Source organism: Dongia sp. (assembly GCF_041905885.1).
Classification (GTDB): Bacteria; Pseudomonadota; Alphaproteobacteria; order Dongiales; family Dongiaceae; genus Dongia.
This window is the reverse complement of the sequence record NZ_JAYRKD010000002.1, coordinates 63,183-84,183: the sequence shown is the minus strand read 5'-3', so window position 1 is coordinate 84,183 and position 21,001 is coordinate 63,183. Positions and strand designations below refer to the sequence as shown.

Annotated in this window: 19 protein-coding genes and 1 pseudogene; 12 read left to right on the top strand and 8 right to left on the bottom strand. The window is 57.8% G+C overall.

Features of this window, described 5'->3' with window-relative positions:
- Positions 1-151 precede the first annotated feature (151 nt).
- Both ACH2CY_RS02210 and ACH2CY_RS02205 read right to left on the bottom strand, forming a co-directional pair.
- Positions 152-583 (bottom strand): hypothetical protein, encoded by a 432-nt coding sequence (locus ACH2CY_RS02210; protein WP_395015432.1) that lies wholly within the window; start codon positions 581-583, stop codon positions 152-154.
- A complete protein-coding gene (locus ACH2CY_RS02205) occupies positions 584-1,555 on the bottom strand; it encodes an IS1595 family transposase (protein WP_395015887.1) in 972 nt (323 codons plus the stop codon).
- Between the two features lie 107 nt (positions 1,556-1,662).
- Here ACH2CY_RS02205 and ACH2CY_RS02200 point away from each other — a divergent pair, with 107 nt between their 5' ends.
- Positions 1,663-1,893, top strand: coding sequence for a multiprotein-bridging factor 1 family protein (locus ACH2CY_RS02200; protein WP_395015886.1), 231 nt, complete (start codon positions 1,663-1,665; stop codon positions 1,891-1,893).
- Between the two features lie 317 nt (positions 1,894-2,210).
- Here the strand turns inward: ACH2CY_RS02200 and ACH2CY_RS02195 are convergent, their stop codons facing one another.
- Together ACH2CY_RS02195 and ACH2CY_RS02190 are read right to left on the bottom strand one after the other, a co-directional pair.
- Positions 2,211-2,702 carry a hypothetical protein gene (locus ACH2CY_RS02195; RefSeq protein ID WP_395015429.1) on the bottom strand — a complete coding sequence of 164 codons (492 nt, stop codon included), beginning with the start codon at positions 2,700-2,702 and terminating at the stop codon, positions 2,211-2,213.
- Between the two features lie 246 nt (positions 2,703-2,948).
- Positions 2,949-3,431: pseudogene (locus ACH2CY_RS02190) on the bottom strand (ATP-binding protein); the annotation flags it as partial.
- Positions 3,432-3,569: 138 nt separating this feature from the next.
- Between ACH2CY_RS02190 and ACH2CY_RS02185 the strand changes: the two are divergent.
- The 6 genes from ACH2CY_RS02185 (at position 3,570) to ACH2CY_RS02160 (ending at position 12,188) form a co-directional block, all read left to right on the top strand.
- Positions 3,570-4,526, top strand: coding sequence for a TniQ family protein (locus tag ACH2CY_RS02185; RefSeq protein ID WP_395015427.1), 957 nt, complete (start codon positions 3,570-3,572; stop codon positions 4,524-4,526).
- A gap of 250 nt (positions 4,527-4,776) precedes the next feature.
- Positions 4,777-5,058 (top strand): winged helix-turn-helix domain-containing protein, encoded by a 282-nt coding sequence (locus ACH2CY_RS02180; protein WP_395015885.1) that lies wholly within the window; start codon positions 4,777-4,779, stop codon positions 5,056-5,058.
- 988 nt (positions 5,059-6,046) lie between these two features.
- On the top strand, positions 6,047-6,862 hold the full coding sequence (locus tag ACH2CY_RS02175; protein ID WP_395015424.1) for a TnsA endonuclease N-terminal domain-containing protein: 816 nt from the start codon (positions 6,047-6,049) through the stop codon (positions 6,860-6,862).
- Positions 6,855-8,993 (top strand): hypothetical protein, encoded by a 2,139-nt coding sequence (locus ACH2CY_RS02170; protein ID WP_395015423.1) that lies wholly within the window; start codon positions 6,855-6,857, stop codon positions 8,991-8,993. The genes ACH2CY_RS02175 and ACH2CY_RS02170 overlap by 8 nt, the downstream gene beginning before the upstream one ends.
- Complete coding sequence (locus tag ACH2CY_RS02165; RefSeq protein WP_395015420.1) at positions 8,983-10,485, top strand: AAA family ATPase; 1,503 nt, start codon at positions 8,983-8,985, stop codon at positions 10,483-10,485. The genes ACH2CY_RS02170 and ACH2CY_RS02165 overlap by 11 nt, the downstream gene beginning before the upstream one ends.
- A complete protein-coding gene (locus ACH2CY_RS02160) occupies positions 10,482-12,188 on the top strand; it encodes a TnsD family Tn7-like transposition protein (RefSeq protein ID WP_395015418.1) in 1,707 nt (568 codons plus the stop codon). The genes ACH2CY_RS02165 and ACH2CY_RS02160 overlap by 4 nt, the downstream gene beginning before the upstream one ends.
- A 97-nt stretch (positions 12,189-12,285) precedes the next feature.
- Here the strand turns inward: ACH2CY_RS02160 and ACH2CY_RS02155 are convergent, their stop codons facing one another.
- A complete protein-coding gene (locus ACH2CY_RS02155; RefSeq protein WP_395015416.1) occupies positions 12,286-14,325 on the bottom strand; it encodes an ATP-dependent helicase in 2,040 nt (679 codons plus the stop codon).
- 440 nt (positions 14,326-14,765) lie between these two features.
- On the opposite strand from ACH2CY_RS02155, the gene ACH2CY_RS02150 reads away from it, so the two are divergent.
- From ACH2CY_RS02150 to ACH2CY_RS02140, 3 genes are all read left to right on the top strand, one after another.
- Positions 14,766-14,987 (top strand): antitoxin Xre/MbcA/ParS toxin-binding domain-containing protein, encoded by a 222-nt coding sequence (locus tag ACH2CY_RS02150; RefSeq protein ID WP_395015413.1) that lies wholly within the window; start codon positions 14,766-14,768, stop codon positions 14,985-14,987.
- 17 nt (positions 14,988-15,004) lie between these two features.
- Complete coding sequence (locus tag ACH2CY_RS02145) at positions 15,005-15,367, top strand: hypothetical protein (RefSeq protein WP_395015411.1); 363 nt, start codon at positions 15,005-15,007, stop codon at positions 15,365-15,367.
- A 318-nt stretch (positions 15,368-15,685) separates the two neighbouring features.
- A complete protein-coding gene (locus tag ACH2CY_RS02140) occupies positions 15,686-16,198 on the top strand; it encodes a mobile mystery protein A (RefSeq protein WP_395015409.1) in 513 nt (170 codons plus the stop codon).
- Between the two features lie 51 nt (positions 16,199-16,249).
- Here ACH2CY_RS02140 and ACH2CY_RS02135 read toward each other — a convergent pair whose 3' ends face one another.
- The gene (locus tag ACH2CY_RS02135; protein ID WP_395015407.1) at positions 16,250-16,423 is read right to left on the bottom strand and encodes a hypothetical protein; all 174 of its coding nucleotides are present in this window, start codon (positions 16,421-16,423) and stop codon (positions 16,250-16,252) included.
- A gap of 569 nt (positions 16,424-16,992) precedes the next feature.
- Between ACH2CY_RS02135 and ACH2CY_RS02130 the strand changes: the two genes are divergently transcribed.
- Together ACH2CY_RS02130 and ACH2CY_RS02125 are read left to right on the top strand one after the other, a co-directional pair.
- Positions 16,993-17,226: a hypothetical protein gene (locus ACH2CY_RS02130; RefSeq protein WP_395015406.1), complete on the top strand. Its 234-nt coding sequence runs from the start codon at positions 16,993-16,995 to the stop codon at positions 17,224-17,226.
- Positions 17,227-17,526: 300 nt separating this feature from the next.
- Positions 17,527-18,501, top strand: coding sequence for a GIY-YIG nuclease family protein (locus tag ACH2CY_RS02125; protein WP_395015404.1), 975 nt, complete (start codon positions 17,527-17,529; stop codon positions 18,499-18,501).
- Positions 18,502-18,649: 148 nt separating this feature from the next.
- Here ACH2CY_RS02125 and ACH2CY_RS02120 read toward each other — a convergent pair whose 3' ends face one another.
- Positions 18,650-19,798, bottom strand: a complete 1,149-nt coding sequence (locus tag ACH2CY_RS02120) for an aminotransferase class V-fold PLP-dependent enzyme (protein ID WP_395015402.1) — start codon at positions 19,796-19,798, stop codon at positions 18,650-18,652.
- A gap of 8 nt (positions 19,799-19,806) precedes the next feature.
- Complete coding sequence (locus tag ACH2CY_RS02115; RefSeq protein ID WP_395015884.1) at positions 19,807-20,778, bottom strand: ornithine cyclodeaminase family protein; 972 nt, start codon at positions 20,776-20,778, stop codon at positions 19,807-19,809.
- Between the last annotated feature and the right edge of the window lie 223 nt (positions 20,779-21,001).

The following is a 21,001-nucleotide window of genomic DNA, read 5'->3' as shown; positions in this document are numbered from 1 at the left end:
GATAGAATAGCTAAACTCGTGGGCGGCTGGGTTTATATCCAGAAAGAGGACTGCGAAGAAGCGTTGTTTGGACGCATCCGCGCGGGGATTAAAACCTCCATTTTCATGCCTAGGTGGGGGCGGACCTATTTTGCGGCCAATGAGTAACGCGTCACTTCACCCTCCACAAAATGAAGCTCCCCGGCCCCTTAGTCCCCTCAAGGACTCCGCGGTTCCTATAATGCTTGAGGCAGGCCCCGATCCGCTTCTGGATTGTGCGGACCAGCCTCTTATCGGACACATTTAGGCCGCGCTCCGCCATCACGAAATGGGTTATCTCCTGCGAGTGCATCGGCCGCCCGGCATTGCGGAGTGCCGCTAGGATGATCCGGGACATTTCGCCCTTGAAGGCGCTATGTCGGGGCGGGAGCGGCGAAGGCCGGATCTCCTCTAGATCGATGTCGGGGCGAAATAGCCGGATGGCGCAGTCCAGATTGTCCAGGTCGATAATTAGTTGACGCAGGACTAACTGCGCATCTTCGATTTTGCCCGCGATCTCTTGCCGCTTGCGGACCATGCCGCTCACTACGTTGTCGTTTTCCATTTATGCCTTCCTCTGCCAGTAACCGCACCACAGGCGGCTCTTGGGTTGCTTGAGTGCCGAGTTGATGGTCATGCGGAATTGCTCGCCATTGGCGATGCGGCGGTGATCTTCGCGCCACGCCATTTCCGAGGCATAAGCCGCGAGGTATGGGCCGGCGACGTGATGATGAACGCCAATCTCGGCCCGGCGCAGCCGCGAGAAGAAGCTTTCGGCCTGATTGGTGCAGCCTTCGCCTTCGCCGTCGCTGTAGCTCTGCGAATGGTTGATGCGCTTGACGGGTAAACGGGCCTGGAGAATGTCCCAGTGCGACGCCTCGTCAGCATGGATCTCGGAGCCTTCGGCCACGTGCTGCGGGATCGCCGGAATGGACTTCGCTTCAGTCTTGAAAATCGCCGTCTTGGAGCGGCCTTCCCGCTCACGCATTACAACGACAACCTGGCGCTTGCCGGTCTGGTTCTTTGCCTTGCGGAGATCGCGGCGGTTCTCTTTGTGATTGGCAGGCTTCACGTAGCCGCCGAAGTAACCGCCGTCGATTTCGACGGTCTTGCCCTCACCGCCGACCCGCTCCACGCCTTCAGCCGCCATGGCTTCGCGGATCTTGTGCGCCATGACGAAAGCCGTCTTGTACTGGCAATCCAGATCGCGGCTGAGCTGCAAGGCGCTGTGGCCCTTGGCACCGTTCACGAAGATGGCGATTGCCAGCAGATAGTCGCGAATGGGGAGTTTGCGGGAGGCAAAGAGGGTGCCGGACGTGACGCTAAAGACGTGGCCGCACTCGCGGCACTCCCACAGCGGCTTGGCCTTTCGGGCATACGGCGCGAGACCACCGCACTTGGAGCAATAGGGCTTGCCGTCGTTAGGCGCCCAGCGGATCGCCTTGAAGGTTTCCAGGGCTTCCTCGTCGGACAGCCGGGCGACGGCGCTCAAGCTGAGCGACCGGGCTTTGGCTGAGAGGAGGAAGTGCTGAGACATCTGACCCCAACGAATATCGTTGAGGTAGTACATAATAACGGATACCGTTGCTGTCAACGATTTCCGTTGGTCTTGACGAAAATAGTTTTGGTCCGTATTTATCAGGCATGTTGTCACCGGAGCAGAGTCGAGCCGCCCGAGGGTGGCTCGACTGGTCCCAACAGGACTTGGCGACGCGGGCAAAGGTGTCGCTAAGTACCGTCAGGGACTTTGAAAAAGGCCGCAGGACGCCCATTGCCAACAACCTGGAGGCGATGGCGCGGGCGCTTGAAGCGGCCGGTATGGTGCTTATGTGGAGCGCCGATGGCGCGGCCTCTGGCATAGGCAAGCGGGTCTAGGCCCAATTTGGCTAGAAACGCTTATACCGCAGTGGCATAATCCCCGAGCCGTGGGGCCGATCTCGCGACCGACCCCACAGCCCGGTGATTAGTCTAGGCTAATGTCCGGGCCATGTACCACATGGCGCACCTCCGTTCTCTGCGTGCCGTCCAGCACTGGGAAATGGGGTGGTCTGCACCAACGGGGCCGGGGTGAACCGGCTTATCCGTTGGCTCCGTGCCCTGATGGAAGGGGCCGGATACTGGTGGAGGTAGCGGGACTTGCACCCGCCGGGCGTGGACTGGGAAGGCCTGCCCTGCACTGTGCACCCCCTAGTTCAATGCGAAGAGCCGGACGTTTGCGCGTTCGGCTCTTCGTTCTTGGCAATCCAGCGGTCCTTGCGCTTGCCGAGCTTGCCGTCCTTTCTCTTGTTCCAGAGCTGACTGCGAAGCGTTTCCCGCCGAACCGCCATGCCCCATTTACCGGCCATGTCCACCAAGTCGTCGGTCGTGTAACCCTTCGGATTCAATCGGATGGCGTCCATCAACATCGCGATCCGGCCGCCCTCCTCTGGCGTGCGAATCGCGACCGTGCCGCCGGGCACGACGTGATGCGCGGTGCCGCCCCCGGCGAAGGTGACTGTATTGCTGGTCGCCGCCGGGGCCTCGGGCGCTGGCTTGGCAAACGGCTGATGCGACCGGATGTACTCGCTCAGATTCTCCTCCAGAGCGTCGGCCACGGCCGTGGCGCTGGCCGCGTCCTGCCGGTACTTGGCAATCCGTTCCCGCGTAGTGCGGATGTAGGCTTCGTCAGCGTAGGTAACCGCCATGGTGAGACTCCACGTTAACGGTGTGGCAATCCACCACTAATAGACCCGGCAAAAATTTCCGTCAACACCCGGGTTACGACACACACGGGCAATAATCGCGGTTTTCTGCGGGGAGTTGTCGACAGGATGCGACACAACACGACACAAGGCGACATAAGGCTACACGGGACTACACGGGTGTTTATGGGAGTCTATGGGATCACGTGAGACCCCGGGCCTTTCCGAACTTTGCTACCTAATACCGTGGAACTCCGGCAATTCGTCGAGGAAGAGGACGCCGAGATGCGCGAGGCTGACTTCGCCCGGCCGTGCTCGGAGGCCACCGCCGACCAGCGCTGGCAGCGAAGCCGAATGATGCGGGTCGCGGAACGGTCGCTTGCGGATCAATCGCCCTTCGCTCAAGGATCCCGCGAGGCTGTGGATCATCGAAACCTCCAGCGCTTCCGCTGGATCGAGCGGTGGCAGGATGCCGGGCAGCCGCGCGGCCAGCATCGACTTGCCGGACCCCGGCGGCCCGATCATCAGGAGATTGTGCCCGCCGGCCGCCGCGACTTCGAGCGCGCGCTTCGCGGTCTCCTGGCCCTTGATGTCCTTCAGGTCCAATTCGCGTTCATTCAGCGCCGCCATCTTCGGTTCCGGCGGCCTCAGCACCTGCGTGCCCTTCAGATGATTGATCAGCGCGATCAGGTCGGCCGGCGCAACGACATCGATCTCGCCGGCCCAGGTGGCACAAAGTAATTGAGTCGTGCGCGCGTAATTGAGTTGAGAGGGGCAAGTCCCACTTTCCAATGCCTTGCGAATTTGGGGAATTGAGTTCTGAGTCTCCGGACAGATTGTATCCTGTCGCTACATCTTGTTATAATAATCGTGCGAGTGCACCACATATGGATAACTGGCTCAGAGGCTGCTTTGATCGGATTCGCGCCGCCACTGGAGGATGATGAGTCGTTCGAGGGCTACCAATCGAGAGTAGCTGGATTATTCGATCGCCGGGCCAAGTTCGCTCATTGCTACCAAGCTAACCGCGCAGGCCTGCCTTCAAGAATCAATTCGACCTTAAACAATCTCTCAGACAGCCCGAGCTTCGACGCGGACGACATAGTGGATGACAATTCGCTATTCCCACTCACGGCCGCGTTCTTGGATCCGCAGGAGGCGCAGTCACTCAGGGATTTTATGCTGCATGGTAATCGCTTTCCTGGCCGTCTCTATCTCGGCGTCCATCGCAGGCGCTTCTGCGCTCAGTGCGTGAGTGATGACGAGTCTAGACTCGGGTTTGCCTATTGGAGAAACATACATCTCTCCCCCCTCGTCTTCGTGTGCCCTATACATGAAGAGCAACTCATCGAGTGGACGGGGCGTGAAGATGGCCCACCATCTGTTCTTTCAAGTCGCACGATTCCCGCGATATCAGACTGGCTTCTGCAGACCGCCCTTTTGTGCCGAGTTTCTCAACTCGCCAAATGGATCTTGGAGAACAAGCCCGCACCAATTCCCGGCGGAATAAAGACTCTCGGTCAGCGGATGAAGATACTTCTGGCCGGGGCCGGCTTTTCCGTACCCGACGCGCTGCCTCGGAAGGTGGAAAGGTGCGGGGGTGTGAAAACTCGGGGGCTTAAAAGACTCTCTCGCTGCCTGCTAAACTGCTATGGGGCTGACGAGCTGCTGTTGTTAGGCGTTGTTACTGCCGATAACCAAAGATTGGTCGAGGGACCGGCGAGTATTCTGGCGCTTACTGCATACTTGAATATAGAGCCAGGCGACCTGTTTGGTGCTTCGTGTAGGCTGGCATCGACCCGCATCGCGCCATCAACGGCTGCTTGAATCAACTAGGGCAGAACACGCAAATCAATCTTAACGGCTGCTTCTTGGTTTCAGAATTCCGTTTGGAGCCAAATGCCTGACCGAGATACCATGACCGGTGATATTCACGGGATATTTTAGAAGGCTCGTGGCAGCGAGTTGCACCGTATGGAGAATTCGAGCTTCAATCCATTTGAGACCGTGCTGAATGAGCTGTTGGCTAGAAGGGCAGAAATTGATAGCGCCATTCTCGTTATCAGCAGGCTAAGAGATACTGCCTTTTCTGGTTATACTGGGGCGGCATGGGGTTCATTCCCGGGGGCGAACAATCCCGGAAGCTGCGATCGAGGTGTTATCCGCACGCAAGCGCCCGCTCCTCAATAGCGAGATTACTCGAGAGCTTGTCGCTGGCGGTATGCGGCTACGCTCCGGGAATCCATCCAATACGGTGGGATCTGTGCTCAGCCGCCGCTCCCGAAACGTTGGCGACATAGTCCGAGTCGGACGCGGATGCTGGGCTCTTAGAACTTGGGGCCATTCGGAAAAAGACTAGCGCCCCTAATGGCGCCTCGCGCGGCAGCTAAACTAACTTCACAGCACGTGTTCGTAAGCGATGGTTCTGGCGCATTATCGGAGGCCATCGGCTAATCTCAGAGATGCTTCCTAAGCTCTCTCATCGCCGGGAACGACGCAGGCCTTCTTGACAGCATCGCTTGATTTGCACACGATGAATGAGACATGTGCGACAAGCACGTGTCGACTTAAGTGATCATTTCCGTGTCAACCAAAGTAGAGCGATGACACCTGAAGTGACAACACTCAAGGCGGAACCCACCGCTCCTGCATATATGCGCGGGAGGCGGGCATATTTTTCATCACATGCATTGATAGTGTCGGTCGGCTATTGCCGCCCGGTCGTGTTCATTATGAACCGCATAGCCAAGCCCATGCGACCTCGCAGCTCTCTATAAGAGTTAAGGCAAAGCAATCCCAAGACTGAAACGGCCGCAAAACGGCCAAACAAGCTCGTTTGCGCTGCGCATCTATGGTCCGCAGCGTGTACGCGCGCGCTTTGTGAGGAGGCCAAGTGGGACACTCCATTCGCTATCGCTGTTGCGGGCAGAACTGCCCGTGCCTGGCCCGGATCGTGACAGATATGGCTCTCCGGGAGTTTCCAGATCGGTTCAAACTCAGTTCAAGCGGCTATGTCCGACGTGACGGAAGATTTGAAGCCGCAGTCACCAGGATGTTTCCGCTCTGCCCCAAGCAGACTGAGTGGAAGAAGGCCTATCGCGCGAACAGATTCGAGGTCAGGGAGGGCTTCAAATGAAGAGGCCAGAACTGACTCGCGACCCCACACTTCTGATCGCCGCTGGTCCGCATAACGAGGGCAAACCAAGGATCAATTGCCCGAAGAACAACGGTTCCGCTCGTCTGTCCTATCTCGGACGGCTGCAATCCCTCGGAGTGATGTTCGATACCCCGGATAGCGGAGTAGATCGTCCACTCGCCATATTTGCCTATGGCGATGGAGGCTTACGATGAGAAAGCGAATCTCAGAGGAGCGTCGCATCGCGCAGGGTCGCGGTTCCGGCTACGGATCGGGCTATTTGCCGTGGTTAAACATCAGAGATGGAAGTAGCTCCCAGGGCTGGACCGGAACAATAACGGGCCGAAAGGTCGGAAGGGATCACACATACCTCAGTAAACTCGAATACTACGCAATCTACCTTCTCCAAGATGATGACGAAATAATCGACATTCGCGAGCAATACCCACTGCTCGATAAGAAGGAGACGATCGAAATCGCGCGAGAGAAGGGGATAACGCACCCCCGGAACAAGGATGGTCGTCCCGTGGTCATGACCACGGATTTCCTGGTTACCTTCGGCAGCGCGTCAAACTGCCATATCGCGCTTCCAGTTAAGCAGAAGAAAGCTCTCGAAGATGAACATGTCCTCGAGTGGCTTGAGATTGATCGCATCTATCACCAGCGGCGTAACCATGGTTGGAAGCTTCTAACCGAGGACGAACTGGATATACCTCGCGCCAAGAATCTTTCCATTTTCGACGAGTACTGGGACTACGACAAGACGAAGCTAACCGATCTCTCGATTAGGGAGATCGAGTACGCCGCGTACGAACTGCTGAAAGATTCGCCGGAAGTCCCGTTACGCAGCATCTGCTCTGACTGCGACCGACATTTGGCGCTCGACGATGGCGCCACGTTGGCAACGGTCCAGCACCTGCTGGCTCGCAAACAGTGGAAAATCGACATGAGGCAGCCTTTCGAGCCCGAGGGGATCCTTCGAGGGATCGCGAGATCGAGCGCGGCTGTAGGGGGCACGAATGCTTAGTCCCTTCGCGAAGAACGATGTGATGGAAACAGACAAAGGGCTTCATCGCGTCCTCCGCGTCTTGGCGGAGTCCAACCAGATTGTAATGTTCGATCTTGAAATCAAAAACGCCTGGCCACGCTGGAGGTCGCTTAGCGAGGTAATTGACGAATACAAGTGTCGCGATCTCAAGCTTATCGAGGATCCTCACCGGGAGGCAATGCGAAGAACCGAGCTTTCCGATGCTGATAAAAGAATTCGCGACAAGCGGATGTCGATACTGCAGCCCCTCTTCGAAGACCCGCGTCTACAGATATTGTCTCTGCGCCCCAGAGCCATTATCGCCATCTTCTTTGGTGATGAATGCCCAGTCAGCGAAAACGCAATCACGAAGTGGCTGCGTCAATACTGGGAGCGGGGACAGGTTCCGAATGCCCTCATTCCGGACCTAAAAAACTGTGGCTACCCCCTGGAACCAAGAACGGTCACGAAGAAACTCGGCCGTCACCGCGGCGGCGATCCGACAGAGAGAACGGCAGGAATCAATATTACGCCAGACGACGCAGCTAAGCTCCGAACGGGAGCTATTCACATCGCCGCTGGTTCGACTTGGGAAAGCGCATTCAAGAAGACCTCAAAACTATATTGGGGCGGTGAACAAATTATCGACGGTGTCGCTCACGACTGGCTGCTTCCGCGAAATCAAAGACCCACCAAAGATCAGTTCGTGTACCACGCAGGGAAGGAGTTAAAGCGCGCCGACAAGATAATCGGCCGTGTCGGCCAGAATGCCTTCCACTTAATGCATCGCGAACGCACCGGCAGCGCTAAGGGAAACGCTCACGGCCCAGGTTCGATCTACCAAATCGACTCCACAGTTGCAGATGTCTACCTGCGAAGTCTGATCGACCCCAACCGCATCGTAGGCCGACCGGTAGTCTATTTCGTGGTAGACCATTACTCCGGAATGATTGTTGGGCTGTGGGTTAGCCTGCGTCCTGCGAGCGTTCAGGGATGCTTGCGAGCTCTCCGAGTGGCATTAATGCCAAAATCGCAGTTCTGCAGATATTTCAACATAGACATCGAAGACGAAGACTGGCCGGCTGACTGCATGTTCTTTGAGCTCCTCACAGACCGGGGGACAGACTTTACAAACCTGGTCGTGGACGCGTTGGTGAACATCTGGGAAATACGCAGATCAATGGCTGCACTCCGCCGCGGTGATTGGAAGGGGGCGGTCGAAACCACCTTCAATTGGCTGAACTACAAAGTGATCGAAGAATGGGTACCAGGCACGACGCATCTTCGGCGGCCTGGCGAACCGAGTTGCCCCGATGACTGCGTTCACACAATCGTTTCGTTCTGGAAGCTGCTTATCCTCGCAGTCTTGGACCACAACAATCGTAAATTAGAAGTACTGCCTCCAGGTTACGACCTTCTTCAAAATGGCCATCCGACGTCCCGCGAGGTCTTCCAGAATGGTTTTCGGCTCGAAGGTGGGAGGCGGAAACCGGATCTTGTGCTAGTAGACAAGGTGCTCATGCATACTGTGAGAGGTCATCTCTCCAACCGTGGCATCTATGTCCCCGGCGGATTGACCTACAGGTGCAAAAGCGGAATCGATCGTGACTGGTATGTTCGGCAGCCGAACCGCACTTGGGATGATGTTCTCGTCTACTCAGGCGAACTGGGTTTAGGCGATGCGAGGATTTGGTTAAAGGATAAGAGGCGGTTCGAGGATCTTGAGCTGACTCCGGATCTCCAATTCTTCTCCAACTGGTCGCTCGACGAATTCCTTGACCAGACCAAGTGGATGGAGGTCATGGATGGGCGAAAAACTGACGAAGATCTCAAAACCAAATTCGCGATCGAGTACCAGATGCGCAAAATCACCGCCGGCGCGGCTGCAGAGCTGGACGCCGCAGGCGGTGTCACGAAGGCGTACAACCTCCAGGAGGATCGAGCCAAAGAAATCGCTCATGTCGAATCAACGCTTGACACCCCGGCTTGTGCGCCCGCCGAGGTGACGACGGTCCCGCAACCCGATCCAGTTGCTTCCAAGGAGGGATCCACCAGCTTAGCTGCGCCTAGCCATAGAAGTGCGCTTAGAAGTCTCATCCGGACTGATCGCGGGGGGCGCAATGACAAGTGAAGCCGTCGCATTTCCAATGATTGGCCACTGGCCCAAGGCAGAGTACCGCACGGAGGCACTAACCGCGTACCAGGGTAATCCGTTTATCGAGGCCCTTCCACCGCGCCAAACCGCCCTGGAGTGGGCGTCCCGGATCAAGAGCGAAGTAGCATACGACGCTTCCTACGTCGGCCTTCCTACGGTTGACCGCATCGACTTCGTGTCACTACTACGAAATGTTTTGTTTCCGCTCGACTGGCACCTGGACTTTGCTGCAGCGCTGCATCGGCTAATTCGCGAAGGATATCTCGCGCGCAATCCAATGGATCGTGGTTTTCTCCCTCAGATCGCGGCCTATGGTTCTCCGAATGCATCACCACCAGGATCGAGAAGTACACTTTTTGGCACGCCTGGATCGTACGGACTGATCGGGCAGAGTGGCGTTGGAAAGTCGAAGGTGATCCGCTCCATCCTGCGCTATTTTCCACAAGTAATCGCTCACACGGACTACAACGGACAACCGTTCTCATGGAAGCAGCTGACATGGCTGCATATTGATTGCCCGCCTGACGCCTCACTCGCAAACTTCGGCATCAAGGTCTTAGAGCAGGCAGATCTGGCCCTAGGAACGAACTATCTAACCAGTTTTGTCGGGACTAGAAGTAAGGAGCGCCTGCAAATCAGCATGGCCAAAGTAGCTGCGCTTCAGGGCCTTGGTGTTTTGGTAATCGATCAAGTCAATGTTCTTAACAATGTTGATATAGGGGTACGCCGGCGGTTCCTCGACTTTGTCGCCGAGTTTAATAACCACTTAGGCGTTCCAGTAGTCCTGGTTGGCAACGACGACGGCAGAAAAGTGCTGACCGAGGACTTCGGCACCGCCCTGCGCTACACGGGCGTCGGAGCAACGGATGTTCCAACGCTATCTATAGATGACTTTGAGCTGATTTTAAGCGAGCTCTGGAGCTACAGGATCTTAAGACAAGCAGGGGAGCTCACCAGCGAGATAACCCGCCTCTTTCATGACCTTTGCGGTGCTAACCCGGACCTATGCTGTAAGCTCTATCAGCTATCGACGCGTAGGGCGCTTTCACTCGGGGAAGAGTCACTGAGCTGTGAGCTGGTAAAGCACGTCTACGGAGAGTACTTCTCGCTTATCAAGCTGGCGCTGGCCGCCATTGCACAAGGCCGCCCTTCAGGGCCAGTGCGCTTCAACGCAGCGATGACATCGCCAGAGTTTGCAGCGGCCATTTCCCGGGGCTTTCAGCAGCCAAGCATTTCTGGCGTTTGGACAACCGGGTCTACAATAACACCGACTGCCAGATTGATCGACGAGTCTAGGCTTCCATCAAGCAGTGACGGCATACCATCAAGAGAACTCCCCAAGACAAAAATCATCAAGCCCAGCCAATGTGCTTTGGTAAATGTGGTGCGGGATGGCAGAGCTAAAGGTCTGGGGGCCTACGAATCGCTGAAGGCTGCAGGGCTGGTTTATAGGTGGCCGTCATCATGATCGGCTTTCTGCCGGCGCTCTATCAGGACGAATTGCTTTCCGGCGGTTTGGCAAGAGCCCTTCACGCAATTTCGACCTCTCTGTCACGAGACTCCGTAAAAAGGCTATTCGGACGCCGCTTGAATGTGCGCACAGCCTTAAACGTGAGCGGAATAGATTGTCTCTCGTCGCAATCAAGCATGGAAATCGGCGTTGAGATCCGAATTCTCGCCGAAAGGCATAGCCTTCTACCTTACGCGGGCTTTCTATCTTCGTCCGAGCAGTACGGTCGTTTACTTGACGCGATGCGCCAATCGCGAAGCCCGTCGCAGCAGCAAGGGTGTGGATCTAAGCTTTTCAAGTGCCCGCGCTTTCTAAAGATCTGCCCTGAGTGCTTGGATTCAGATTCTGCTGACGATCGACAGCGATATTGGCGACGCACTCATCAACTTCCGGGCGTCTATCTTTGCCCAGACCACGAAACCGACCTCGTTGAGACCTTCTACAGAACTTCGGGTGGGAAAGACGTGCTGCCGCCGGATCCCGCGGTAGCAGGCATAGACTGGGGCGGCATGAAGTCGGTGCCAATTGCGGCTCGTCAGGACCTCCTCGAGATAGCGCGCGCGTCAAAGAGCATACTCGAGGCGCCGTGCATCACTGAGAGTGCGGCCATTGTCACTACAACTCTTCGAAGACTGGTCTCCCAGAAGGGATATAGCTGGAGTAAGGCTCCGTCCCTCGTCAGCATGCGCCAACTCGTTCGCGATATGTTGAGCCGCCCTAGCGTGCAATTTCTTCTTGAGCCATCTTCAGCCGACGCAGCAGATCGGCTGGCGACCGCCTTGAACAAGCATCTGCGTGACGCTGGAGCGCAGAAGCATGCGCTCCTTACAATCCTACTTCTGCAGCACATGGACTGCTCACTGGCAGAGTTTCGGAGCGCAGTTTCGTCAACTTGCTCGGTGTCCAACCGAGCGGCGGCAGTATCGGAACAATGGCCGTGCTCCAATCCGAAATGTGCGCGATTTGAGGGGGCAGTTGGCATAAGGTTGTCCCAAACGCTAGATAACGGCCGGCATCGCATTCAATGTCAGCATTGTGGCTTCACCTATTCATGGACTTCGAATGCACCGGACCGTGTTTCCGTTCTGAGGACCGGCGAACTTTGGGATAGGGCAATCAAGGAGAAGATGCTCTCGACTTCAACCTCGCTTAGGCAACTGTCCTTGGAGTTCGGAGTATCGCTGCCGGCTCTTAAGAGGCATGCGCTTAGGTTGGGTGTTTGGAATCAAAGCTGGACGTTGCCGAAAAAGACACAGAGCCGGATCGACAGGCTATATGCACTAATGACGAAGCACCGCGAGACTTGGCAACAACAGCAGAATGATATCCCAACTTGCTGCGACAAGAAGATGTCAGCAAAGGGCCGTCGCGCGTATCGCTTCCTGCTTAAGCATGACCGCGATTGGCTCAAGAGCCACACTAAAGAGCAAGCACGGAAACGTCCGTCGAACTGGAAATCGCGAGAACTAGAACTCATTGCTCGCCTTGATGAGGCCGCCTGTTTGGCTGATCGAGTGAGTCTTCATAGACAGTCCCAGCCTTCCATGCGCGAAACACTCCATTTTGCCGGCATCAGGAACATTCTATGGAGAAACGCTGGCGCATTACCAAACCTTCAAAGGACGGCGCGGCTTCTCGGGAAGACGCGGGGGACCGGTTAGACTTACATGTAGCGAAACTTGTCAGTAGGGAGTCGTTAGCACACCCGTTTCGCATCGGACGATCAAGCTTGATTCTCCGTTATGAGGGCGAGGCTGATCACTTCCACATACCTTGGATGGTGGCCATAACATTCGCGCGAGGGCATGCCGAATCCTCCGCGATGTCAGATGAACCACGCGGCCGTGAAGTCTGCTCAAAGTGCGTCAGCAGATTTGAAGGTATGAAGCGCGTCCGAGCCGCCGTAACATATCGATCTCCACCCCGCGCCTGATTGGTCGCATAGAAGTTCCGCGGGACCAAGAGGTGCAGATGATCCCTCGCTCGCGTCATGGCCACATATAGTAGCCGTCGCTCTTCCTCAATGTCGTCGGACGTGCCCGTGCCGAGATCGGAAGGAATGCAGCCGTCAACGACATTCAGCACAAAGACGGATGTCCATTCTAATCCCTTCGCACTGTGGATGGTGGAAAGGGTGAGAAAGTCCTCGTCTTTGCTCGGTGGACCAGCCTCATCGCTGCCGGCTTGCGGCGGATCAAGGGTAAGTTCTGTCAGGAATTGCTGGCGGGACGCAAACGACCCAGCAATCTGGCCAAGCTGCTCCAGGTCGGCACCTCGAGATCGCGCATCTTCGTAAGCCATCTCTAAGAGCGGCTGGTACCACCGGCGCACAGCGTCGAACTCAGCAGGCCACCCTCCAAGGTCGGTCGTCAAGTGGCGCATAAGGTCCAAAAAGCTTGGCCAGATTTCCACAGCGCCCGCAGGAGGGCGGAAAGCTTCCAGATTTGATAGCAAGGAGGGCGCATCAGCGATTCCATCCACGAGGCGTCGCGCCGTCTTCGGGCCGACTCCCGGAAAGGTAAGCAATACACGAAACGCAGCCACGTTATCCCTTGGATTGGTTGCCCAGCGGAGAATGGCTAGGGTGTCTTTGACATGCGCCGTATCCAGGAAACGGAGTCCGCCAAACTTCACGAAAGGGATGTTCCGGCGGCTGAGTTCCAGCTCTAGCAGCGCACTGTGGTGCCCGGCACGGAACAGGACAGCTTGCGCCTTGAGCGCGGCGCCTTGTTCCCGGTTCTCGAGGACTTTGTCTGCGATGTAGCGAGCCTGCTCAACCCCATCCGGAACGGTGACGATCGCTGGCTTTTCTTGGGAGAGTCGGTCGGACCAAAGCTGCTTGCTGTAGCGCTCTTTGGCCAAACTGATGACGGCATTGGAAGCTTCAAGTACCGGCTGGGTGCTGCGGTAGTTCCGCTCCAACGGAATGATACGCGCGGGCGGCTGAAATTGGTCTGGGAACTCCAGGATGTTTCGAATGGTGGCTGCGCGAAAGGAATAGATCGCTTGTGCGTCATCACCGACAACGGCGAGCCCTCGGCCGTCTGGCCGCATGTTTAACAAGATTGAGGACTGCAGCCGGTTCGTATCCTGGTATTCATCGACCAGGATGTGGTCGAAGCGGGCGCTTATGTCGGACGCTAGTTCGGGCACCAGCATCATCTTCGACCAGTAGAGGAGCAGGTCGTCATAGTCCATCAGGCGCTGCGTCTGCTTTGACGCGACATAGCCAGCAAACAGGCTCCTCAGCTCTTGCGACCACATCCGGCAATACGGAAACGAGTCGTCGAGCACTTCCTCGAGAGGCTGCTCTGCATTAACGGCCCTGGAGTAGATCGAGAGGCATGTGCCCTTAGTTGGAAACCGCTCTTCGGTAGTCGAGAAGCCGAGTTCGTTGCGAACATAATTAAGCGCGTCTTCGGCATCACCGCGATCAAGGATCGTGAAGGCCGGATCCAAATCAATCTGCCGCGCATATATCCTCAACAGCCTCGCGCCGATCGCATGAAATGTTCCGGCCCAACCAATCTGGCCGGAACGCTGGACGTTGCGAGCGACGATGTGCTCCGCCCGTCGTCGCATCTCTTGAGCAGCGCGCCTCGAGAAGGTCAGCAGCAGTATTCGATTGGGATCGACGCCCGTCACGATGAGATGCGCGACCCGGTGGGCGAGCGTATTGGTCTTGCCCGAGCCCGCCCCGGCGATGATCAAGAGCGGGCCGGAACTTTCGCCATCACAGCCATGCTCAACCGCTTGGCGTTGCTGCAAATTTAGCCCATCGAGGTAGTGCCGCTCCAACCCGCCCTCCCGTCAACGCCTCGTCGGCCTTGACTAGGTTGGCCGAAGGGTGTTCCATATTTGTTCTATTCAACGGTGGATGCTGGCTGGCGTCAAGGGAGCGATGATGGAGAGGCAACTTTTCACGATCACATCTGACGACCGACCGCTCAGCATTGTTAGCGCCTCAGATGCGATTATGGCGATCGAGATTGCTGCGAAGCTGATCCGCATTGGACGAGGAGACACTATTCACGCGCCACTCGCTGCTCGCCAGGCTTCAGACCTTGAGTGTCGGGGATTTCGCGAGAAATGCTTCGATGTTCGCGGTGCGGTCAAGTTAGCGGCCATCCTAGTCGCGTAATATCGAGGCAGAGAGATCGGGCGTCCGGATGGGTCTCGCGATCTGATCGGAAGACCGACTTGTGCCCAGGCTGATCACTTTTTTCAGGGGCGCAACGATGATCGAACTTCGATCGACGAACACAGCCCAAAGCAGGCGTAAGGCCATTCGGAAAAGAGCGGCGGCGCTCCAGGGAGGATACTCCGCCGGCGACAAGTGGCTCAATACACCCGCGATGGCACTTAACGGAAGATCACCGAACAGTGTCCTGAGACAACCAGGTGGCATAGCTCTTGTCGAAGAGTTGCTGGGTCGTCTCGAGCACGGCGTTTACACTTAGCCGACGAACGACATGCCATGAGCAACATCTATCCAGGCGCCGGCGTCTTTCCGGAGACGGTCGGAGATCTCGACATCTTCAAAGTGCGAGCTCACTGCCGCAACTGCGGACGCTTGGTCGTGCTCGCGTCTCAGATGCTCTCGCAGCTCGACCGAAACCTGACTCTCATCGATCTCCTTGCACGGCTTCAATGTAAGGGGAATCGTAGTGGGGACCAGCGGGACAAAGGCTGCGGCGCCCGACCCGACGAGTTGCAAATCGTGATAGAGCCACCCGCGAACCCGGTCGCCTACCGGGCGGCCCGCATGTGGGTCATGGATCGCGCCGGTGAATGGGAAGAGCGACCGTACGATGTGCTCGATGAAATGGTCGAGCGGTGACGTTGCGTGCCAAATCCGGGTATCCATTTCCGCGGCACGCTGCGGAGCCTCAAAAAAGGCGAGTGCCTAGAACTCACCTGCGGTCGATGCGGCCATGTCGGCTTGATCACATTGCTCCAACTGGTGAAACGGAGATATGGACCGGAAACCCGCTTCGTTGAGCTAGAACGAAACTCTTACTGCAAGCGCTGTGGTCGGGGGCATTGGCTGAATAAAATTCGAGTGATCGATCCGAGGGCATAACTCGCGGATTGCGAAAGAAGCAGAACGATGTCGTGCAATCTTTACAGCTCGCCATTCGACCTGGAGAAAACTTCAATGACACGGAACGAACGCGCCCGAATGGCCCGGAGCCAACTCGACCAGAGATTTGCGGCCGCGAGCGATCTTAAGAACAACATGAAAGCGCCCGGCCGGGGTGGGTGGGTCAGAGCGATCCGCGGCAGCCTGGGAATGACCGTGATGCAACTCGCACAGCGGATGGGCACATCTGATTATCGTGTTAGAGAGCTCGAGGACGCGGAAACGATTGGGACGGCGCAGCTCTTTTCGCTGCAGCGCGCGGCTGAAGCTATGAACTGCACTGTGGTCTATGCCCTGGTGCCCAATGCTTCCCTGGAAGCATTCTACGATCGCCAAGCCCGTACCGTCGCCCGCGAGCAACTGAAGTGGGTTGAGCAGACGATGGCGCTGGAGGGCCAATCCGTCTCCCGAGAGGCTTCCGAACGAATACTGGAGGATTACATCAGGACAAAGCTGCCGCCGAACGAGGTTTGGAATGCGGAGGACGATTTCAGAGAACAGCTATTGCGGCGCAAGGGGCGCGATTGATCCGGATATCGACCTTGGGCAGGGAAGAAAATGACGCCGGGTTTCCCAAGTTCAGTAGGAATCGCCGGCAACCGGACGCTTGTTCGCTTTGCCATTCGCTCTGAATACGGCGTCGACCTTCTTGCGGAACGCTCGGGGATCTTTAAACGCCTCGTCCAATCGGCGGTCGAACTCTGCCTCAAGCTTCTTGATGCCTTCGCGTTGTTCTTTCGTCAGCTTTGCCACTTTCTGAGCTCCAATCCCACGCGCGTCTGAATGTAGGCTACCAGCACACCGCGAAAGGGCTGGTTTTGGCGCAAAGCGGACGTCGATCAAGAGAGCTGGGCTATTTTGCTCAGCGAGATAGCGACTGTCGCCAGAGCTTTGCCGTAGTCATAAGGGTCGCAACTTGCACGTCGGCGCACATTCGCCGTGGGAAGCCAGTCTGCGCTATTGCAATGAGAAAGGTCCGAGGATCAACATGTTAGTGAGTTCAGTCGGACTGTAGAAGGAGAGCTTCGTGAAAAGGAGACCGCGCAAGAAGAGGGCGCCAGCGAGAAAGAATATGCTGCGAGATTCCTCTAAAGCTGAGGCGTTCGCATTCCGCGACGATGGCACCCTTGGCAGGCCGACCATCGAGGTCCTCATCAATCCTTACACTCGCCAGGTCCTCAAAGTGGACATCACTTAACTGACGAGTATCCGTAAGCTTCCCAAATCGCCTCAGTCAATGACGTTATGTCGACCTTTGGCGCTAAACGGACTCTAGTCAGGCACCGACGCAGTGGCGCTATACTCGGGCCCAGGAGGACGTCATGCCGGACAAGCGAACGAAACAAAAGAATACGATTCAGGGCAAGGTTGAGGGGCCGATCAAAGAACCGCCGAGACTTGCCCCGGAGGGGAGCGCCCTGCTGAATAAGCTGGGGTGGCCGGCAGGTGTCGAAGACATCGAGATTGAGTTTCCGCGTTCGCGCGAACGCGCGCAACCCGCGGATCTTGCTGACGGCAAAGACTGGCCGGCACCGAGGCGACGCAAGATCGACTGATCCGGACCAAATACCCGAGGTCCGGGCAGTCGGGTTGATCGACAAGGATAATTGTTCGCTCAACCTTCTTCGAGGCACGGCCGCTCCTGGCGCAAAGCGGACTCTCATCTCGCTACAAGCGCCCCAACCCCGAGCTAAGCCCTAGAGTTGATGTCAGCTTTGCGCCACAAGCTGTCACGGCGGCCGGACGAGCGAGGTGGTGCCGCAAGCCTTTGAAAGCTCTCGGCTGAGCACAACTAGGATTTTGCCTTGCAGAGAGGCCAGCGCCTGCGATTAGAATTGGCTAAAAGGGGAGATAATTTGCCGAAGGTTTTCATCACCAAGGCTTGGGGCTGGAACCCAGAGACGCATCCGACCTTTGGCTTCTCTTCCGAAGGCGGGCGCGCCAAGTTCTTAAGGGAATCCGGACCGGGCGATTGGCTCGTCGTTGCCGGCACCAAGAACGACAAGACAGAGACCGATGAGCAGGGTCATCTGCTCGGGATGTGTCAGGTCGGCCACCAGCTCGTGAATGCCGATACCATCATGAAAGCGCTGGGCGCCGATCCGTCGGGTCCAGAGTTCCACCCGAACGGCGCCTACCGTTGGCCGTATGCGATGCCGGTACTCAAGGCCGTGCGCTTCAATCCACAGCCGGACACCAAAACTATCCTTGGCAGCTACCTCCCGGGGCAGGAATGGTCGGCATTCGCGATCGATGTCGAAAGGCGCTTTGGCCAAACCTTCGTGGATAGGATATTAGCGCTTCCATCTGACCCCTGTGAGCTCCCGCCACTTCCGGATCTCGCCCGGGCGTCGGCGCTGGAACAAGCATTATCGCTCCGCAGGAAGAATGGGCCTAGCGGCCCTCCGCCCTCCGGGCATCGCGGGAGCAGCGATCGCACGCTCGGCGTCGGCCATGTGTACGCTTTCAAGCTCGAAGGCGGAAAGGTGAAAAACGCGATCAAGATCGGCAGCTCGAGCGACGTCAACGAGCGCCAGCGCCAGCTCAACCGCGAGCTTCGCTATCATCTCACCGGCTGTCGATGGACTCATGGCCTGACGCAACCATTTCCGACAGAACGTCAAGCCTATCAATTCGAGCAGTTGCTCTTGAGGCGCTTCGCATCGAGAATCGTTGAAGGCGACCTCGAGGTGATCGCGATGCCATTCGCCGAGTTTGAGACCGAATGGGCCATTCTCCTCATGAGCAAGGAATGGGCGACCGAGCCCGCTGCGACGCCGAGCCCCGCGCATCCGGACGCCGATCGCGAAGAGGAAGCGGTACGGAACTGATCGCAGAAGCCACGACAGTTCGCTGTTATGGCAGTTGAGTCCGCTTTGCGCCAGGAGCGGACATTGGGAGGAGGCCAGTACGCAATTGCACGGGCTAATGAAGGCATTGGCGCAGTCTGCTGGTTCAACGAGCATGTCGGACCAGCATTTATGACGTCAGCCGATTGGCAAGCTCGAACAACTTCGCAATATCCTCATCTTCGTTGTAGACGTGAGGAGTGATCCGCATCTTCGTTCCGCGGATTGTCACGAAGACCTTGGCCTCCTTGAGCTGGCGCGCGAGCTCGCCGCGAAACCGTTCGCCAAGCTCCACAACGGAAATATGCGGCGCCCGCAGATCCGCCCTCGGACCGCCGAAGCCATGCCGTTCCGCCTCACGCCAGATCAGGCAGTTCAGGTGCGAGAGCCGTTCTAATACGGCCGGCGCCCCCCAGCCCTGAAGCAGCTCCATCGCATTGATCGCAATGGGCAGGACCGCGAAGTCCGAGCGTTCCCCCATATCGAAGCGGCGGGCACCGGGCAGATAGTCCGGCATCGTCTCCAGATAGAAGTCGGAACGATCGCCGCCGATGCGGTTCCACGAGTGGAACTCGATCGGTCGGCCTTTGTCCTGCCAGGTCTTGTCGGCGTAAAGGAATGCCAGGCGGTAAGGACCGAGCAGGAATTTGTAGGTCGCAAAGGATAGAAAGTCCGGACGAACACGGGACACATCGAAGGGAACTGCGCCGACCCATTGCGTGCCGTCCAGGACCAGGCTCGCACCGGCGGCGCGGGCCGCTTCCGCGACCACCGCGATGTCCACGGTCATCCCTTCGAACCAGTGAACAAGGGTACCGGCGACGACCGAGACCGGCGCCTTCGAGTTCCGGACCGCCGCCGCGATCGCTTCTGCCCAGGGTTGGTCGGGGTGCCGCGGCACAGTGACCACCGCAGCGTCCTTTTGCCGCGCGATTTCGTACCAGGCGTAGCGATGCGACGGATGCTCGTTCTCCATCATCATGATGACGGAGCTTGCCTTGACCGGGACATTGGCTGCGGCGACGGCAATGCCGTAGCTGGTGGCCGGAATGATGGCGATGTCGTCGGCCGTCGCACCGATGAACGAAGCCGCCAGCGACCGGGCGCGTTCGCACTCGTCATAATAGGAGCCGATGGTCATGGCCCAAGGCGCCGCCTTCACCTGCACGCCCCTCGCCCCCGCCTCGGCGGCGCTCCGCGGTATCGGCGACATGTAGGCGGCATCCAGGTAGGTCACGTCTTCGGGAATCGAGAACAGATGGCGCTGGCTGGAAAGCATGCGAACCCTCACAGTGAAATTTCGACGCCGCGGCCGAGCTCCCGCGCCCTGCGATAGACGAAGTTGGCGAACTCGATGTCCTGCGCCGGGACGCCGAGCGAGCGGTACAGCGTGATCTCCCGGTCGTCGCGACGGCCCGGCGCCTGACCATTGAGCACGGCGCCGATTTCACCGACGAGCTGCGCGCGATCGATGAGGCCAGCGGAGAGAGGTTCGAAGATGTCCGACGCCGCCGTCATCGCCATCGGCATATAGTCGACCCAGATGCGTGCGCGCGTGACACAGTCGAGATCGATCTCGCGCAGCGCCGCGACGCTCGCGCCAATCGCGTTGACATGGGTGCCGGATGCCAGCCACGCGCCGTGCAGCACTGGCAATTGCGCGGAAGTGACGGTGCAGACGATGTCTGCGCCCTCGACCGCGGCTTGCGCCGTCGGCATCGGATCGACATGGTGGCCCTTCTCCCTCTGCGCCTTCGCGAAGGTCTCGGCTTTTCGAAGGTTCCGCCCCCAGACTCTAATGCGGGAGATCGATCGCACCAAAGCGATGCTGGCGATGTGGCGCTCGGCTTGCTCGCCATAACCGAGAATGGCCAGTTCGCAGGATTCCGGCCGCGACAAGATCCGGGTCGCGACCGCGGTCGCGGCCGGCGTCCGCAGTCCGGTGATCGCGGTGGCGTTGATCAAGGCGACCGGCCTTCCCGCATCCCCTTCGAACAGGATCACACCGCCCTGGTGGGACGGCATCCGCTGCTCGAAGTTCTTCGGGAATACCGATTGGACCTTGGCGCCGAAATGTGGCTGGTCCGCCAGCGACGCATACATCAGCGACAGGCACGTCCCCGCCTCTCCCGGTAGGCCGAGCGTGCGCCGGACATCCTGATGCGCGACGCCGCTGGAGGTCTTTCTAAGCGCGTCCTCGACCAGCTCCAGCGCCTCGGCCGGGCCGACCAGGTCTTCCACGGTGGCGCCGTCGATCACGAGCAAGCCGCTCGCCGGACCTTCGATCCGAGGAAGAGACGCGGACATCGGCGATCCTGGACTGATTTCCAACACAACAAGGAATAGCACCGGGCGTCGGGCGTACCGCCCTCGAAACTTCATAACCCGTCGCAACAGGCTCTTGCGGCAATTTCATAGGAAGGCGCTCGCAGCTCCCAGGGGGCGCATCTTGCGCGCCCTTCATAACTCTCGGCGATGAGCC

Bases quoted from the DNA above. Each gene is read 5' to 3' on its own strand.
- ACH2CY_RS02210 (WP_395015432.1), bottom strand. From the start codon at position 583: ATGGAAAACGACAACGTAGTGAGCGGCATGGTCCGCAAGCGGCAAGAG.
- ACH2CY_RS02205 (WP_395015887.1), bottom strand. From the start codon at position 1,555: ATGTCTCAGCACTTCCTCCTCTCAGCCAAAGCCCGGTCGCTCAGCTTG.
- ACH2CY_RS02200 (WP_395015886.1), top strand. From the start codon at position 1,663: ATGTTGTCACCGGAGCAGAGTCGAGCCGCCCGAGGGTGGCTCGACTGG.
- ACH2CY_RS02195 (WP_395015429.1), bottom strand. From the start codon at position 2,702: ATGGCGGTTACCTACGCTGACGAAGCCTACATCCGCACTACGCGGGAA.
- ACH2CY_RS02175 (WP_395015424.1), top strand. From the start codon at position 6,047: ATGAGAAAGCGAATCTCAGAGGAGCGTCGCATCGCGCAGGGTCGCGGT.
- ACH2CY_RS02170 (WP_395015423.1), top strand. From the start codon at position 6,855: ATGCTTAGTCCCTTCGCGAAGAACGATGTGATGGAAACAGACAAAGGG.
- ACH2CY_RS02165 (WP_395015420.1), top strand. From the start codon at position 8,983: ATGACAAGTGAAGCCGTCGCATTTCCAATGATTGGCCACTGGCCCAAG.
- ACH2CY_RS02160 (WP_395015418.1), top strand. From the start codon at position 10,482: ATGATCGGCTTTCTGCCGGCGCTCTATCAGGACGAATTGCTTTCCGGC.
- ACH2CY_RS02150 (WP_395015413.1), top strand. From the start codon at position 14,766: ATGATCGAACTTCGATCGACGAACACAGCCCAAAGCAGGCGTAAGGCC.
- ACH2CY_RS02145 (WP_395015411.1), top strand. From the start codon at position 15,005: ATGAGCAACATCTATCCAGGCGCCGGCGTCTTTCCGGAGACGGTCGGA.
- ACH2CY_RS02140 (WP_395015409.1), top strand. From the start codon at position 15,686: ATGACACGGAACGAACGCGCCCGAATGGCCCGGAGCCAACTCGACCAG.
- ACH2CY_RS02130 (WP_395015406.1), top strand. From the start codon at position 16,993: ATGCCGGACAAGCGAACGAAACAAAAGAATACGATTCAGGGCAAGGTT.
- ACH2CY_RS02120 (WP_395015402.1), bottom strand. From the start codon at position 19,798: ATGCTTTCCAGCCAGCGCCATCTGTTCTCGATTCCCGAAGACGTGACC.